9 protein-coding genes are annotated in these 15,003 nt (G+C 76.5%); 1 reads left to right on the forward strand and 8 read right to left on the reverse strand.

The features are described 5' to 3' along the window. Positions 1-53 precede the first annotated feature (53 nt). On the forward strand, positions 54-560 hold the full coding sequence (locus tag M8C11_RS08500) for an Lrp/AsnC family transcriptional regulator (protein WP_030499924.1): 507 nt from the start codon (positions 54-56) through the stop codon (positions 558-560). 4 nt (positions 561-564) lie between these two features. Here M8C11_RS08500 and M8C11_RS08505 read toward each other — a convergent pair whose 3' ends face one another. The 8 genes from M8C11_RS08505 to M8C11_RS08540 form a co-directional block, all read right to left on the reverse strand. Further along, positions 565-1,545: a DNA polymerase domain-containing protein gene (locus M8C11_RS08505; RefSeq protein ID WP_252449155.1), complete on the reverse strand. Its 981-nt coding sequence runs from the start codon at positions 1,543-1,545 to the stop codon at positions 565-567. Positions 1,546-1,579: 34 nt separating this feature from the next. After that, complete coding sequence (locus M8C11_RS08510) at positions 1,580-3,664, reverse strand: SWIM zinc finger family protein (RefSeq protein WP_252449156.1); 2,085 nt, start codon at positions 3,662-3,664, stop codon at positions 1,580-1,582. An 11-nt stretch (positions 3,665-3,675) separates the two neighbouring features. Beyond that, positions 3,676-4,788 carry a VWA domain-containing protein gene (locus M8C11_RS08515; RefSeq protein ID WP_252449157.1) on the reverse strand — a complete coding sequence of 371 codons (1,113 nt, stop codon included), beginning with the start codon at positions 4,786-4,788 and terminating at the stop codon, positions 3,676-3,678. Next, complete coding sequence (locus M8C11_RS08520) at positions 4,785-7,085, reverse strand: DUF5682 family protein (RefSeq protein WP_252449158.1); 2,301 nt, start codon at positions 7,083-7,085, stop codon at positions 4,785-4,787. Before M8C11_RS08520 ends, M8C11_RS08515 begins: the two co-directional genes overlap by 4 nt. After that, positions 7,082-8,185 (reverse strand): AAA family ATPase, encoded by a 1,104-nt coding sequence (locus M8C11_RS08525; protein WP_120569660.1) that lies wholly within the window; start codon positions 8,183-8,185, stop codon positions 7,082-7,084. The genes M8C11_RS08520 and M8C11_RS08525 overlap by 4 nt, the downstream gene beginning before the upstream one ends. Continuing rightward, a complete protein-coding gene (locus M8C11_RS08530) occupies positions 8,182-11,895 on the reverse strand; it encodes a DUF4132 domain-containing protein (protein WP_252449159.1) in 3,714 nt (1,237 codons plus the stop codon). The genes M8C11_RS08525 and M8C11_RS08530 overlap by 4 nt, the downstream gene beginning before the upstream one ends. 74 nt (positions 11,896-11,969) lie before the next feature. Beyond that, positions 11,970-14,267, reverse strand: coding sequence for an FtsX-like permease family protein (locus M8C11_RS08535; protein ID WP_252449160.1), 2,298 nt, complete (start codon positions 14,265-14,267; stop codon positions 11,970-11,972). After that, positions 14,264-14,938 (reverse strand): ABC transporter ATP-binding protein, encoded by a 675-nt coding sequence (locus M8C11_RS08540; RefSeq protein ID WP_252449161.1) that lies wholly within the window; start codon positions 14,936-14,938, stop codon positions 14,264-14,266. Before M8C11_RS08540 ends, M8C11_RS08535 begins: the two co-directional genes overlap by 4 nt. Positions 14,939-15,003: the final 65 nt, after the last annotated feature.

The following is a 15,003-nucleotide window of genomic DNA, read 5'->3' on the forward strand; positions in this document are numbered from 1 at the left end:
TGACTCAACATGCGGGATGAACGCGGGACGAATGGCACGGGAGGGCGGCTGAGGTGAGCCAGGAGACCGGCACCACACCGGGCGCGGCGGGCGGAACGGGACGTTCGGCCGGGCCGCTCGACGAGGTGGACCGGCGGATCCTGCGTGAGCTGGTCCGCGACGCCCGGACGTCGATCCGTACGCTCGCCGAACGGGTGCACGTCTCCCGCACCAACGCGTACGCCCGGGTGGAGCGGCTGCTGCGCGACGGCGTGCTGACCGGGTTCACCGCGCGGGTCGCGCCGGAGCCGGCCGGGCTGGGCACGTCGGCGTACATCGCGCTGACCATCGAACAGAACACCTGGCGGGAGGTCTCCGCCGAGCTGGCCCGGGTGCGCTACATCGAGCACGCGGCGCTGCTCAGCGGCGAGCACGACGTCCTCGCGCTGGTCCGGGCGCCGGACAACGCGACGCTGCGGGACGTGGTGCTGGACCGGGTGCAGAGCATCGCCGGGGTGCTGTCCACCCGCACCTGGCTGGTGTTCGAGGAGTTCGACGGCACGCAGAGCCCCTGGGACTGACCGGTCAGCGTTCCGGCGGCGACTCCAGCCCTTCGGCGTCGGCCCGGTCCAGCAGCGGCTGGAGCGAGTACCGCCGCCCGTCCAGCCCGGCGTGCGGGTCACCGCGCCCGGCGAACCGCGCGGGCATGCTGACCACGTCGAAGTCCTCCGGCCGGGCGTCGTCCAGCTCGGACCAGTCCAGCGGCGCCGAGACCAGCGCCGCCGGCGTCGGACGGATCGAGTACGCCGAGGTCATCGTGTGGTCGCGGGCCATCTGGTTGTAGTCGACGAAGACCGGCCGGTCCCGCTGGTCACGCCACCAGGTGGTGGTGACCAGGCCGGGCAGTCGGCGCTGCATCTCCCGGCCGAGTGCCAGCACGGCCCGCCGGCACTCGCCGAAGCTCCAGCGCGGCTCGATCGAGACGTAGACGTGGATGCCGCGACCGCCGGTGGTCTTCGGGAAGCCCTCCAGGCCCAGCTCGGCCAGATACGCGCGTACCTCGTGCGCCACCGGCACCACCTGCGCGAAGTCCACGCCCGGCATCGGGTCGAGGTCGATGCGCAGCTGGTCGGGGCGTTCCACGTCGTCCCTGGACACCGGCCACGGGTGGAAACGCAGCGTGCCCAGGTTGGCCGCCCAGATCACCACGGCCAGCTCGCTCGGCGCCACCTCGTCGGCGGTACGGCCACTGGGGAACGTGATGTGCGCGGTGCGCACCCAGTCGGGCGCGCCGGCCGGAAGCCGTTTCTGGTAGAACGCGTCGCCCTTGTTGGTCTGCCGGGTGGCGACCTTGGCGCCCTCGAACACGCCGCGCGGCCAGCGTTCCAGCATGGTCGGCCGGTCCCGCAACGCGCGCAGGATGCCGTCGCCGACGGACAGGAAGTAGCGGACCACGTCCAGCTTGGTCAGCCCGCGCTCCGGGAAGTAGGGCTTGTCGGGGCTGGAGACACGGACCAGCCGCTCCCCCACCTGGATCTCCTGCGCCGCCGTGGTCGCCACCGTCACACCGTAGCGATCCTTCCCGGCCGTGGGGACCGGCTCACCGGGACTCCGCCGTCACCGACAGCCGGATCCAGGCGTCGACCCAGGCCCGGACCGCCGGTTCGCCCGGGTCGGCGCCGAGCGTCCCGGCCAGGCCGGACAGGGCCGCGCCACAGCGCTCCAGACCGACTCCGGCGAGACCGGCCGCCGTCGTGCGCAGCCGCTCGGGGAAGCCGGCCGCCAGGTGCCGCAGGCCGGTGTGCGCGGCCTGGGCGAGCAGCGCCGACGCCGTACCCAGCGCGGCCGCGACCGGGTCGGGCCGGACGTCGACCGCGCCGGCCAGCCGCCCGTCGCCCGCACCGGGCGCCAGATCGGGTACGACCACCGCGTCGGCGACCACCGCCAGCGGCTCGACGACGAGTCCGTCGGCGCCACGGCGGACCGTCCCGCTGACGTAGCGCGGCCGCCCGTGCGTGCCGTCGAGCGCCGCCGCGAGCGCGTCGAGCGCGCCCGGTGCGGCGGCGTGGTGGGTCGCGGTGACGGTAGCGGTGCCCCCGTCGGCCCCGGTCACTGTGGCGTCGAGGCGCTGCTCACCGGCCGCGTACCCGATGGCGCGCACCTCGCCGAGCGCGAGCACCCGCACCGCCTCGGCGGCGGTGCGGGGGCGCAGCAGCCGGGGTGGCCGCCCGGCCAGCTCGGCGGCGAGCGCGTCCGGGTCGCGGGCGAGCAGGCCGGGCGGCAGCCCGGACCACTCTCCGGCGCCGGGGGTGACTGTGGTGCGGGCCAGCCGGCCGGCGGCGAACCGGAGCCGGTGCGCGGCGCTGCGCACCGCCGACTCGGAGACCACGTTCCCGGCGGCGAGCGCGCCGAGCGTGGCTCCGGTGACCCGCCGCCCGGCCAGTTCGTGCCCCGTGGGCGTGCCGTCGTCGGTGACGGGGTAGGCGCGGCGCAGCACCAGCACCGAAACGGCCGCCGGGTGGGCGAGCACCACGTCCACGCCCACCTCCCCTCCGCTGCACCGGACCCGGGCGCCGAGACCGGTCAGCCGTACCCGCCGCAGCGGCGTCTCCGCCGGCTCGTGGGTGCCCAGCACCCGCTCCGGTGGCGTGGCGCCGGCGTTGACCACCGCGCGCCGCCGGGCGGGCAGCTCGGCGAGCAGGTCGGCGAACGTCTCCGGCCGGTACCGGGCGCCGCGCGCGGCGTACGCCTCCAGTTGCCCGGCCAGGTCGTCCACCGCCAGCAGCGGCCAGCGCAGACCGGCCGCGTCGAGGTCGCGCCGGACCGCCGCGAGCCGGGCGTCCACCCCGGAACCCAGGTGCGCGGCCCCGGTCAGCAGCACGTCGGCGGCCAGCGTCACCGCCGCGTCCAGCGCCGGACGGTCCACGACTGTTGCGGACCCGCCGACGCGTACCTGGGCCTCGGGGCGGTCCGGCTGCTCCCGGTCGGCCGTCCGGCACGCCCACACCGCGAGCGCGATCGCCTCGCCGCCGTCGTCGGCCGCGTCGCCGCGCGCGTACCCGACCTGGCGGGGCACCAGGAAGCGGACCGTGCCGGTGGGCAGCTCCACGCGCGGGACCGGGTCGGCGGCGTCCGGCCGGTGGACCACGGCGGTGTAGCCGCGCCGCCGGCGCCGCTGCGCGGCGGCAAGCGCGGGCGCGCCGATCGCGGCGGCCAGCTCGTCGTCGGTGACGTCCCCCGGCGACCACCGCCACGGCTCACCACCGGCCCCGGCGTCGTCGCGGCCCGGCTCGGCGTCCCGGCCCGGCTCGGCGTCGTGGCCCGACCCGGCGGCGTGGTCCGGTGCGGCCTGCCGGTCCGGCGCCGCGGGTCGGTCCGGTGCGGCCGCGTGGCTCGGCGTGGTGGCGGCGTGCGTGCGCTGGTAGGTCAGCACGACGGCGAGCAGGTGCCGGCACACGCCCGGCGCGGGGCAGGAGCAGCAGGCCGCCGCCAGGCCACCGCCGCCAGGCGGGAGCGTGACAGTCACCCCGTCCGGGTACGCCGCGCGCACCGCGCCGTCGGTGTCCTCGATGAGCGTGGGCCGCTCACCGGCGTCGACCCGCTTCGTGGCACGTTTCACCAGGCCCCTGTTGCTCAGCGCGGCGAGCACGTCCGGGGTGAGCGCGATCAGGTCGGCGCGGGTCATGCCTCGTCCCCCTACCGGCCGACGTGCTCGGCCACGAACGCGGCCAGCTCGCCCGGCGTCATCGCGCCGACCGCGACGCCCACGTCGGCCAGCCGCTGCGCGGTGGCCCGGTCGTACGCCGGGTCGGCCTCCTCGTCCAGCGCGGCCAGGGCCAGCACGTGCGTGCCCTGCTCCACGAGTTGCTTCACCGACCGGACGAGACGCCCGGCGTCGCCGCCCTCGTAGAAGTCGGACACCAACGCGACGATCGCGCGGCGAGGGTTCTCCACGAGCTGCGCGCCGTACGCGACCGCGCGGGCGATGTCGGTGCCACCGCCGAGCTGCACCTTCATCAGCAGCTCGACCGGGTCGTCCACGTCGGACGTCAGGTCGACGACCTCGGTGTCGAAGGCGACCAGGTGGGTCCGTACACCGGGCAGTCCCCACAGGCAGGCGGCGGTCACCGCGGCGTGGATCACCGAGCCGAGCATCGAACCGGACTGGTCCACCAGCAGGATCACCTGCCAGCGGTCCAGGTGGCGGCGGGTCCGGGAGAAGAAGTGCGGCTGCCGTACGTGCAGCCGGCGCTCGTCCGGCCGCCAGTGCGCCAGGTTCGCCCGGATGGTGCGCCGGACGTCGAAGTTGCGGGCCTGCCGGAACCGGCTGGGGCGTCGCGCCCGGGGCCCGGAGAACGACTGCCGGACGTCGGCGGCCAGCCGCTCGACCAGTTGCCGCACCACCGCCTCGACCAGCCTGCGGGCCAGCCGCAGCACCTCCGGGTCCATCAGGTGCTTGGTGCGCAGCACCGCGCGCAGCAGCGCCGGGTTCGGTTCGACCCGGGCCAGCACCGCCGGGTCGGTGACGACCTCGTGGATGCCGTACCGCTCGACCGCGTCGCGTTCCAGCCGCTGCACCGTCTCCTTCGGGAACAGCCGGGTGATCCCGTCCAGCCAGTCCACAGTGGTCAGCGCGGACGGGCCGGACCCGCCGCGCCGCACGTCTCGGCGGCCCAGTTCGGCGTCGCGGCCGTAGAGCCAGTCCAGCGCGGCGTCCCGGCCGGCCGCCTCGGCCGACAGTCCGCCCAGGCTGTCCTGCGCGGCGTCGCCGAGCACCAGCCGCCAGCGTTCCCGCATCGGGTCGCTCACGTCCCGTCCCCCTCCCACAGCCCTTCCCGGGTCAGCACCGCGTCGACCCGTTCCTCCACCGCGCGGGCGGCGGCCACCAGCAGCGGGTCGGCGTCCAGCCGCAGCAGGTCACCGGGCGGCGCGTCGCCGCCGTGCAGCGCCTGCACGTGCCGGGCCACCTCGGCCCGTTCCCGGGGCGGGAACCAGCCGAAAGCCTGCCGCAGCGCCGGCAGCGCCACCAGGAAGTCGTGCGCGCCCATCGAGGCGAGCAGTTCGTCCACCACCGTCAGCAGCGCCGCGTCGCCGCTGACCACCTCCTCCCGGGCCAGCGCGAACAGCCCGCCCAGCCAGTCGCCGAGCGTGTCCGGCGCGGCCACGGCCCGGACCGCGCGGGCGGCGTCCGGCACGTCGCCCAGCGACCAGGCCAGGCCCAGCGCCGCGCCGCGCAGGTCCGGCGGGGCCGCCGCGTCGCCCGCCACCCGCCCGGCCACTGCGAGCGCGCCGTCCCGGTCGAGCCCCAGCGCCGGACCGGCGTGGCGGACCGCGTCCCGGACCGCGACGAGCGCGGTGAGCCGCCCCGGGTCGGCCGGCGCGGCCACCGCGCGCACGCCCTCGACGAGCCAGAGCGCCCGGCGTACGGCGGCGGTGATCAGCGCGCCCAACGGGGCCGTTCCGGCGCTGCCGAGGAGCCGGTCGTGCCGCCACAGGGCCAGTGCCACGGCCAGCGCCCGGCCCAGCGCCCGCAGGTCGGTGACCCCGCCCGCGGCGCGGGCGATCGCGGTGAGCGTGCGGGTGGAGTGCTCGGGCAGCCCGGCCAGCGCGGTGTCGAACAGCGTCGTGGCGAGCGCGTCCACGTCCGCGCCGAGCAGCGTCACCCGCTCCTCGATCCGGGCGGTGACCGCGTCGAGGACGGTCGGGCCGTACCCGCCGGCCTCGATCACCCGGGCGAGCCGGTCCGCCGACGGCGCGGGCGACCAGCGTTCGGTGAGCAGCGCGTCAGCACCCACCCGCGGGCCGCTCTCGCGGGCATGGCCGGGTACGTCGAGCAGCCGCAGCCGGTGCAGCAGGCGGCTGCGGGCCAGGTCGTCCGCGTCGGTCAGGTCCAGCTCGACCGGTGCGCCCCCGTCGATGCGGTGCCGTGCCAGTTCGGCGTCGACGTCGTGCACCAGCGGCGGCAGCGGCGTGTCCGGGTGCAGGCGGCCCACCCGGTCGCCGCTGAGCGCGGCGACCATCTCCACCACCACCGGATGCGCGCCGGGTGCCAGGGTGCCCCGGGTCGCCCACGGCAGCGGCTGGTCGAGCGCGTCGGTGACCAGCGCGGACACCAGCCCGTCGAGCACGTCGACCCGGCCCGGGTGGGCGTGGCCGCGCAGCCGGGCCAGGCCGCCGGCCATGCTCCGGGCGGCGATCAGGTCCGCGGTGGAGACGGGCTGCCGCCGGGCCCGCAGCCGGGCCGCCACCGCCTCGGTGAGCGCCTCCGCGGCCCGGCGCGGACCGTCCTCCCAGACCCGCTGGTAGTACGCCGGGGAGGGCATGCCGGACTGGTAGCCGACGAACGCGTCGAGCCGCCGGAACGAGTACGGCACGAGGTAGCTGCCCGCCACCGCGTCCGGTGCGGGAGTGGGGACCTCCGGCCAGTCGTCGTCCGCCCCGTCACCGTCGGCGGTCAGCCGGACCAGGGCGGGGCGGTGGAAGCCGCCGGTCACCACCAGCACCGGACGGCCGGCGGCCCGGCGCCGGGCGGCGCGGACCCAGCGGGCCATGTACGCCTCGCGCGCGGTGTCGTCATCCCCCGCCGCCGACTCGCCGCGCAGCACGTCGAAGTACGTGTCGAGGCGCTCGGCCAGCCCGTCGTCCGGGCCGATCTCGAACAGGTGGTCCCAGAGCGCGTCCACGTTGTCCACTGCCAGCGTGGCGCAGAGCCGGCGTACCGCCTCGGCGTACCGCTGGTCGGCGTCGGCGTACCGGTTGGCGCGGTCGGACAGCGCGGGATGCCACGCGGGCAGGTCGATGAAGCGCAGCTGCGCGCCCGCCTCCCGGCCGGCGGTCAGCGCCACCCACTCCGGCGAGTACGCGCAGAACGGGCTCCAGGAGGCGTGCCGCCGCGTGCCGTCGCGGTGCGCGGTGAACACGGCGATCGGCAGCTCGTGGTCGAGCAGTAGCTCGTCCATCCGCCCGTTCAGGTCCGCCGGCCCTTCCACCAGCACGTACGCCGGACGCAGCCGGGCCACGGTGGCCGCCACCAGCCGGGCGCAGGCCGGACTGTGGTGCCGGACGCCGAGGAACGTGACGCCGTCGGGCGCCCCGGTGACGCTCACCCGGGCAGCAGGTGCCGGGCGTCGTGCACCGCCCGCCACTGCGCGCCGGAGCGGCGGGACACCTGCTGTTCCAGGTAGCGCCGCAGCCGGGCCAGGTCCTCCGCGTCGTCCTTCGCGGCGGTGCCGGCCAGGCAGGCGACCAGGTCGGCGGCGTCGCCGGGTTCGCCGCGCAGGAACCAGCCCCGCAGCCCGACCGCGTGCGCCACCGAGACCGCCTCCGCGGTGCTCATCACCGCCGACAGCCGCTCCATCGCGTCGCCGCGTTCGGTGACCCCGGTCCGCAGTTCCCGGAACGTGGTGACCAGCACCTCCAGCAGGTCGCGCCGGGGCGGCGGGGTCACGCCGGAACGGCGCAGCAACTCGCCCGCCTCGGCCTCGACCAGTTCCAGCTCGGTGCCGAGGTCGGGGATCGGGAAGACGGTCTCGAAGTTGAACCGCCGCTTGAGCGCGGCGCTCATCTCGTTGACGCCGCGATCACGGGTGTTCGCGGTGGCGATCACGTTGAACCCCTCACGGGCGAACACCATGGCGTCGGCGCCCGGCAGCTCCGGGATGGCGAGCACGCGGTCCGACAGCGGGGAGAGCAGGCAGTCCTGCACCTCCAGCGGGCAGCGGGTGATCTCCTCGAACCGGACCACCCGCCCCTCGGCCATGCCGCGCAGCAGCGGCGCCGGCACCAGCGCGCGCGGGGACGGGCCGTCGGCGACCAGCAGCGCGTAGTTCCACGAGTAGCGGATCTGGTCCTCGGTGGTGGCCGCGCCACCCTGGATGGTGAGCGTGGAGTCGCCGCTCACCGCGGCCGCGAGCAGCTCCGACAGCAGCGACTTGGCGGTGCCGGGCTCGCCGACGAGCATCAGCCCGCGGCTGGTCGCCAGCGCCACCAGCGCCCGGTCGATCAGGGACGGGTCGCCGACGAACTTGCGCCGGATCCCGGCCGCCGGGTCACCGAGGATGAACCGCCGCGCGGCACGCAGGCTCAGCCGCCAGCCCGGCGGGCGCGGGTCACCGTCGTCGGCGGCCAGCGCGGCCAGCTCGTCGGCGTACCGAACCTCGGCCGGCGGCCGCTGGGCTCGCTCGGCGGCCGGGTCGAGCGCGGTCACCGGGTCACCTCCGCCAGGTCGCGCAGCACCTCGGAGACGGTGACGTCGTCCAGGTCGCCGAGGCGGACCCTGCCGCCGCGCTGGAACCAGTCACCCTGCGGCACGTCGTTGACCCAGATCGCCTCGATCTTCTGGTCGGGGAACATGTCCACCACGCCGACCGCGATGCCGGGGTCGAGGTCGATCACCACGGCCCGGCCGCCGGGGACGTCACGTTCCAGCCAGCCCTGGATGCCGGCGTCCTGCGGGGTGCCGCGTCGCCAGCCCCGCCGTTCCAGGCTGAGCAGCCGCCCGGCCGGGACCGTGACGCCCATGTGCCGGTGCAGCAGCGCCTCACCGCGCTCGGCCGCGTCCAGCCGGTGCACCTCGCGCCCGAGCTGCGGGAAGGGCTGGAGGATCTCGTAGTCGGCGAAGACCTCCGCCCAGGCCGGCACCGCCGCGCCGAGGTGCAGCGGGTGCGCGATGGTGACGGTGGCGTCGTCGGGCAGCGCGTACGTCTCGTCGTCCACGTCGGCCAGCGTGCGGTCCTCGGCCACCCGGAACGCGGCGCCCACCGTCCCCGCGTCGTCCACCGTGGCCCAGACCAGTCGGCGGACGACGTGCCAGAGCAGCGGGTGGGACAGGAAGTAGCGGCGGAAGTCCGCGGCCGGCCAGCGCCGCCCGGTCACCATGGCCGCCTCGAAGCGGCGGATCTGGTCGGCGGCGAGCGTACGCACGTCCTTCTTCAGGCCGGCGAAGCGTTTGTGCGCGGCGGGCGCCAGCGTCGCGTCGTCCCGGGCGCCGGGCTTGGGCAGATCCTTGCGGCGGGCGCCGGTGCCGTCCACCACGTACGGCTTGAGCTGCTCGTCGAAGCCGACTGTGAACCGGCGCGGCCCGTAGTCGAGGACCAGGCTGCCGTCGGCGTCCAGGCCGAGGTCGGGCACCAGCCGGTCGCCGAGCTGCTCGGGCGTCAGGCCCAGCCCGTCGGCGACCTCGGTGACCTTGCGCGCCGCCTGCTCCCGCAGGCCCCGGAACTTCACCTTCTGCGAGATGCCGTAGAGGTGCATCAGCGCCACGTCGGTGCCGATCTGCGCCAGCACCTCCAGGCCGGTCACCGCCCGGGTGTGCTGGCTCTCACCGGGCCAGGCCCGGACCAGCGGCGCGAGCCGCCGCGCGGTCGAGTCGTCGCCGAGCAGGCCCAGCGCGGTGAACGCCCAGCCGTCCTTCGACGGCGCGCCGGCGCTCTGCCAGCTCTCGAACAGCGCCCAGGCGAACTCCGCCAGGGAGTCGGCGTCGCACGCCGCGCGGACGATCTCCACCCCCGGGTACGGCTCGCCGGGCGAGGAGATGGCGAGCATCGTGCAGAGGTGGCGTACCGCGTCGGCGGGCAGCGCCGCCGAGCGGTCCCGCAGCAGCACCTGCGGCAGCACCGCCGGGTCCAGCCAGGCCGGCAGGCTCGGCATCCGGGCCGGGAGCTGGGCCAGCGGGTCGGCGTCGAGCATCGCCGTGGCGGCGGCGAGCGCCTCCTCACCGTGCTCCCCGGCCACGCCCAGGAGCGCCTCGCGATGCTCCGCGGCGACCAGGCGCAACGCCCGCTCGGCGGCCCGGCGGCGCGGTCCGGGCGCGCCCAGGGCGGCCGGCAGCAGCGCCCGCGTGGCGTACTCCGGGTGCCGCCGCAGCCAGGCCCGGGCGGTCGGGCGGACCGTCTTGAGCCGGTCGAGCCAGTCGGCCATCAGGTCGGCGACCTCACCGTCGGCGTACGGCAGCAGCACCTCGCCGACGCTCTTCGGCGCGCTGCGGGCCAGGTGCAGCGCGGTGGGCAGCGCGTCCAGCTCGTACCGGCCGGCGAGGCGCAGCATCCACCGGTCGGCGCCCCAGGACTCGTCGGGCCGCCAGGACGGCAGCAGCGGCCGGGCCAGCTCCTCGGTGGCGCGGACGAAGAAGTGGATCGCCGCATACGACCCGGCCCGCCCGGCGGCGACCTCGGTGGCGAGCGCGCCCAGGTCGTTCCCGTTCCAGTGACCGGCCCAGCGGGGCACGATCGCGGCCCACCGTTCCCGCTCCCCCGGCAACCAGGCCATGGTGGACGCGGCGGGCCGTTCCAGCCCGTCCACCACCGGCGGGTTGGCTCGTGGGCGCCGGACCGACCAGGGCGGCGTCACCAGCACCGGCGGCAGCCGGTCCGGCACGGCGACCGGCAGCGCGGTCGCGTCGTCGCGGATCCGCTCGATCCGTTCCCGCCGCGCCGGGTCCAGCGCCGGCAGCGCGGCCTCGACGGCCGCCGGATTGGTCAGCACGTGCGCACGCAGCAGGGTGGCGGCCTCCCGCGCGGCCGGGCTGCGCCCCTGCGCGGCGGCGGAGAGCAGGCGCACGCCGCGCACCGGGAAGCGGCGCAGCATCTCCGTCACCGCGGGCGGGACGTACCTGCGGTCCAGCCGGTCGAGCAGCGCCGCCATCGGCTCGTCGCCGGGCAGTGCCGCCAGCAGCGACACCAGCCGCTGCCGCGCGTCCGCGCCGGCGTGCTCGTAGTCGAACCACGCGGTCAGCACCGGCGCGATCGGCGACCCGACCGCCGCGGTGGCGGTGACGACCGGCCCCTGGTCGTACATCAGGCGGTAGACCGCCAACTGCCCGTGGAGGGCGTGGATCGCGTCCACGTCGTCGACCGCGCAGAGCAGCAACTCGGCCAGCAGCGCGCCCCCGTCGCGCGCCACGTCGGCGACGTCCCGCGCCACCCACTCCCGCTCGGTGGGCAGCAGGAACGAGGTGACCGCCCGCGCCGCCAGCGCCCCGGACCGGTACGGGACCAGCGCGGCGCGGGCGGCGGCGTAGTCGGCGTCACCGGCCACCGCGAGATGCGCGCGAACCCGGTGCAGCACGGACTGACGCAGACCCCAGTGGCCGTAGTTGTGTGCCTTCTCCGCCTCGGTGCGGTCGCGCCGAAGCGGGGACGCCGACCCGGTGGCCGCCACGGTGATCTGCTCGGTCACGGCGACCGCCGCGCCGACCGGGCCGAGATCGGCGACCAGCAGGTCGGCGAGGGCCACCCCCTGCTGGTCGCGCGCGTGATAGCCGAGCGCCACCGCCGCCGCCGCCACCAGCGCGGCCCCGCCCAGCGGACCGGGCTCGCCGTCCAGGTAGCCGCGCAGCGCCGGGCCCAGCTCCGGATCGTCGGTGGCCCGCGCGGTGGCGGCCACCGGGACGGCCACCGCGTCCAGCACCTTCCGCCCGGCGGCACGGCCCTTCGCGGCGCTCGGCAGGGCCGTGCCCGGCGTGCCGCCCCGGCGCGGGACCAGCATCCGCCGCCAGCCGGCCGGAACCTCGAACGCGTCCTCGTCCGGCAGCTCGCCGGCGGGCGACGTGGCCGACTGCGCCCCGGCCGGGTCGCTACCGGCCGCACGAGCACCGGCCGAACCAGCACCGGCCGGATCGGCGCCGGTCGGATCGGTGCCGGTCGCTTCCGGATCGCGGCTCGGCGCGGCCGGCTCGGCGGCGGGCGCTCCGACCTGCCCGGTGAACGGCGCGGCTGTCGTCTCGGCGTACCCCTTGCGCAGTTTCTCCGCGATCAGCCGGTCGGCGTGCGCGGCGGCCTCGGCCGGCGAACCCAGTTCCTTGACCTGGGTGCGGCCCTGCGCGCCGATCGATCCATAGCGGACCGTCACCGTCGCGTCCCGCTGCCCGACCTCCCAGAACTTGGCCGAACCGCCGCCCACGAACTCGAATCTGCGCACACCGTCTCCTTGATCGCCCGCAGTGTGCCGGGACCATAACCGGCCCCACCGACACCCGTGGAACCGCCGGGGCGCTACTCGCTCCGCAGGGCCGTCGCGGTCCGGGTCCGGGCCGCCCACCCGGCCGGCAGCAGCGCTCCGAGCAGTGCCGTCAGCGGCCCGCCCAGCGCCAGCGCCGTCAGGAGGAGCGGCCCGTACACGTCGAGCAGCGCCTCCGGCAGGTGCAGTCCGCCGCTGGCGGCCATCGTCGGTACGACGAGCCGGTGCATCGCCACACCCGCGGGTACGCCGAGCAGCCCGCCGACCAGGCCGACACCGGCGACGGAGGCGACCACCATGGCGATCGTCTGGGCCGGCGTCATGCCGAGCGCCTTGTGCACGCCGAGATCGTGGACCCGGTCGCGCAGGTCGAGGACGAGCATGTTGAGCACACCCAGCGCGGCCACCGCGAGCAGCAGCAGGGTCAGCGTGGCGGTCAGCCCCTCCACGACCAGCAGGAGCGGGTCGGTCTCCGTGCCGCTCGACCGCGCCGTGAGGCCCCGGCCGGCGAGTGCGCCGGTCAGCGCCCGCGCGTAGGCGCCGGCGTCGGTGTCCGGGGCGAGCGCGACGCGGTACTCGGACGGATTCCGGCCGGTGGACGTGGCGGTACCGGTGAACACCGCCATGACGGACTCGAACACCTCGCCGACGATGCGCAGGCGTACCGGCGTGCCCTCGATCCGGACCGTGACGGTGTCACCGATCCGCGCTCCGGTGGCGGTCAGCAGGGGTCCACCGACGACGGCCTCGCCGGGTGCGGCGAACCAGCGTCCGGACACCATCTCGAAGCCGTCCCACGCCGCGTCGCCGGTGATCGTCGTGACGGAGACCGGATCGGCGATGCCCGCGACGGTGCCCGGTGCCTGCGTGCGGCCGTACCGGGCGCGGGTGCCCGGCTGCGCGTCGATCGCCGCCAGCACCGCGGCCGGATCGGCGGTGGGAGCGGCGACCGGTCCGGCGTCCGGGTCGCCGGTCACCGTGACGTCCGCGACGTCCTGGGTGAGCGCGGTCTGGATGCGCAGCAGCGACGCGGCGAGCCCGGTCGCGAACGTCATCGCCGCCGCGCCGGTCGCGACCGCCAGCAGGATCGCGACCGTGCGGGCCGGCCGGGCGAACGGGCGGGCCAGGCCGAGGCCGACCGGCCTGGCCACCGGCAGCCGCGCCGCCAGCCGCGACGCCCAGCGGCCCCGCGCCGGACCGGACGCCCGTCCGACAGCGATGGCGTCCACCGTACGGAGCCGGCCCGCTCTCAGCGCGGCCGTCCACGCGGTCAGCGTCACCACCGCCAGCACCCCGCCGGCGGCCAGGACGGTCACCCACCAGGCGATGGTGGTGTTCGCCGAACCGTAGATCTCCTCGGTCTCGGCCAGTACCGGCAGCGCGAGGAGGTTCCCGGTGACCGTTCCGGCGACGGCACCCACGGCGGCCGGGAGCACCGTCTGCGCGACGAACGCGCGGACGACACCCGCGGGGGTGCAGCCGAGCGCCTTGAGGATGCCGATCCGGCGGGTGGCGGCACCGACCGTCCCGGCGACGACAGTGCCGACCACCAGCAGCGCCATCACGATGCCGAGCAGCGCGAACGCGACGAGGAACGGCACGAAGACGGCCGCGTCCTCGACGGCCTGCTGCCGTACGTCGAGCCAGGATCGGGCGCCGGTGACCGCGCCGGCGGGCAACGTGGCGACCACGGCGTCCCGGCCGGCCGCGACCTCCGTCGCGGTGCGCGCGTCCGTGAACCGGTAGAGCATCTGGTACCCGTCCGCCGTGTCCGGCCCGTCGAGTACGCCGACGGCGGACGGCAGCACCCAGGCCCCGGCGGTGTCGCTGATCGACCGGGCCGTACCGACCACCGTGAACTCGGCGCCGCCGGGTGTGGCCAGGCGGGAGCCGGGCGGCACGCGGACGGCGCCGCCGCTCAGCACGATCTCGTCCGGACCGGCCGGCCACCGCCCGCCGGCCAGCTCGATCCGGTCGACCGGGCCGCCGGGATCGGCGCGGGCGACGACTGTCAGCGGCGGCGTCCGCATCCCGCCGCGCTCCGTGAAGGCGACCACCAGCACCCGGTACGGGCCGGCGGCGGCAACCACGCCCGGCGCCGAGGCCGACGCGGCGAGCTGCGGTTCCGTCACCGCACCGGAGTCCGCCCGCACGGTCAGGTGCGCTCCCCGCTGGGCGGCGAACGCGTCGTCGAAGGGCGCCTGCGACGCGACGAGCAGCCCGCCGCCGAGCACCGTGGCGGTCACGGCGGCGGCGGTGACCAGACCGACGACGACTGTCTGCACCCGGCGGCGCCGTACGCCGGACCGGACGACCCGGCCGAGCCCGCTCACCGCCGCACCTCGACCCGGCCGTCGCGCAGGCGGATCGTCCGGCCGGCGGACGCCTCGGCCAGCCGCAGGTCGTGGGTGACGAGCACGATCGTCTGGCCGCTGCGGTGCAGCTCGTCGAGCAGGCGCCGGACGTCCTCCCCGGAGGCGGTGTCCAGCGCGCCGGTCGGCTCGTCGGCCAGCAGCAGCGCGGGCCGGTTGATCAGGGCGCGGGCGACGGCGACGCGCTGGCGCTCACCGCCGGAGAGGCGTCCCGGGTACGCCTGCGCGTGCCGGGCGATGCCGAGCGAGTCCAGCAGGGAGGCCGCGTGTGCGCGCGACGCCCGGGCCGGGGCGCCGGCCAGCTGGGCGGGCAGCAGGACGTTGTCCAGCACGGTCAGGTCGTCGAGCAGGTTGAAGAACTGGAAGACCAGGCCCACGTGCGCGCGCCGGAACCGGGCCGACGCGGCCTCGCCGAGCCTCTCCAGCCGGGTGCCCGCGACGGTCACCGTGCCGGCGTCCGGCCGGTCCAGCGCGGCGAGCAGGTTGAGCAGCGTGGACTTTCCGCTGCCGGACGGGCCGAGCACTGCCACGCACTCGCCGGGCCGGACGGTCAGCGAGACGTCGTGCAGTGCGGGCGGCCCCTCACCGTAGCGGCGGGTCACCCCGCGTACGTCGATCACCGGATCGGTCATGTGTCGCCCCTTGTGGTCGGGCCGGTCGATTGGACGCCGTGACGTTAGGTGCCGGCCGCAGGTCG

The organism is Micromonospora sp. CPM1 (genome assembly GCF_023896895.1).
GTDB classification, from domain to species: Bacteria; Actinomycetota; Actinomycetes; order Mycobacteriales; family Micromonosporaceae; genus Micromonospora; species Micromonospora tulbaghiae.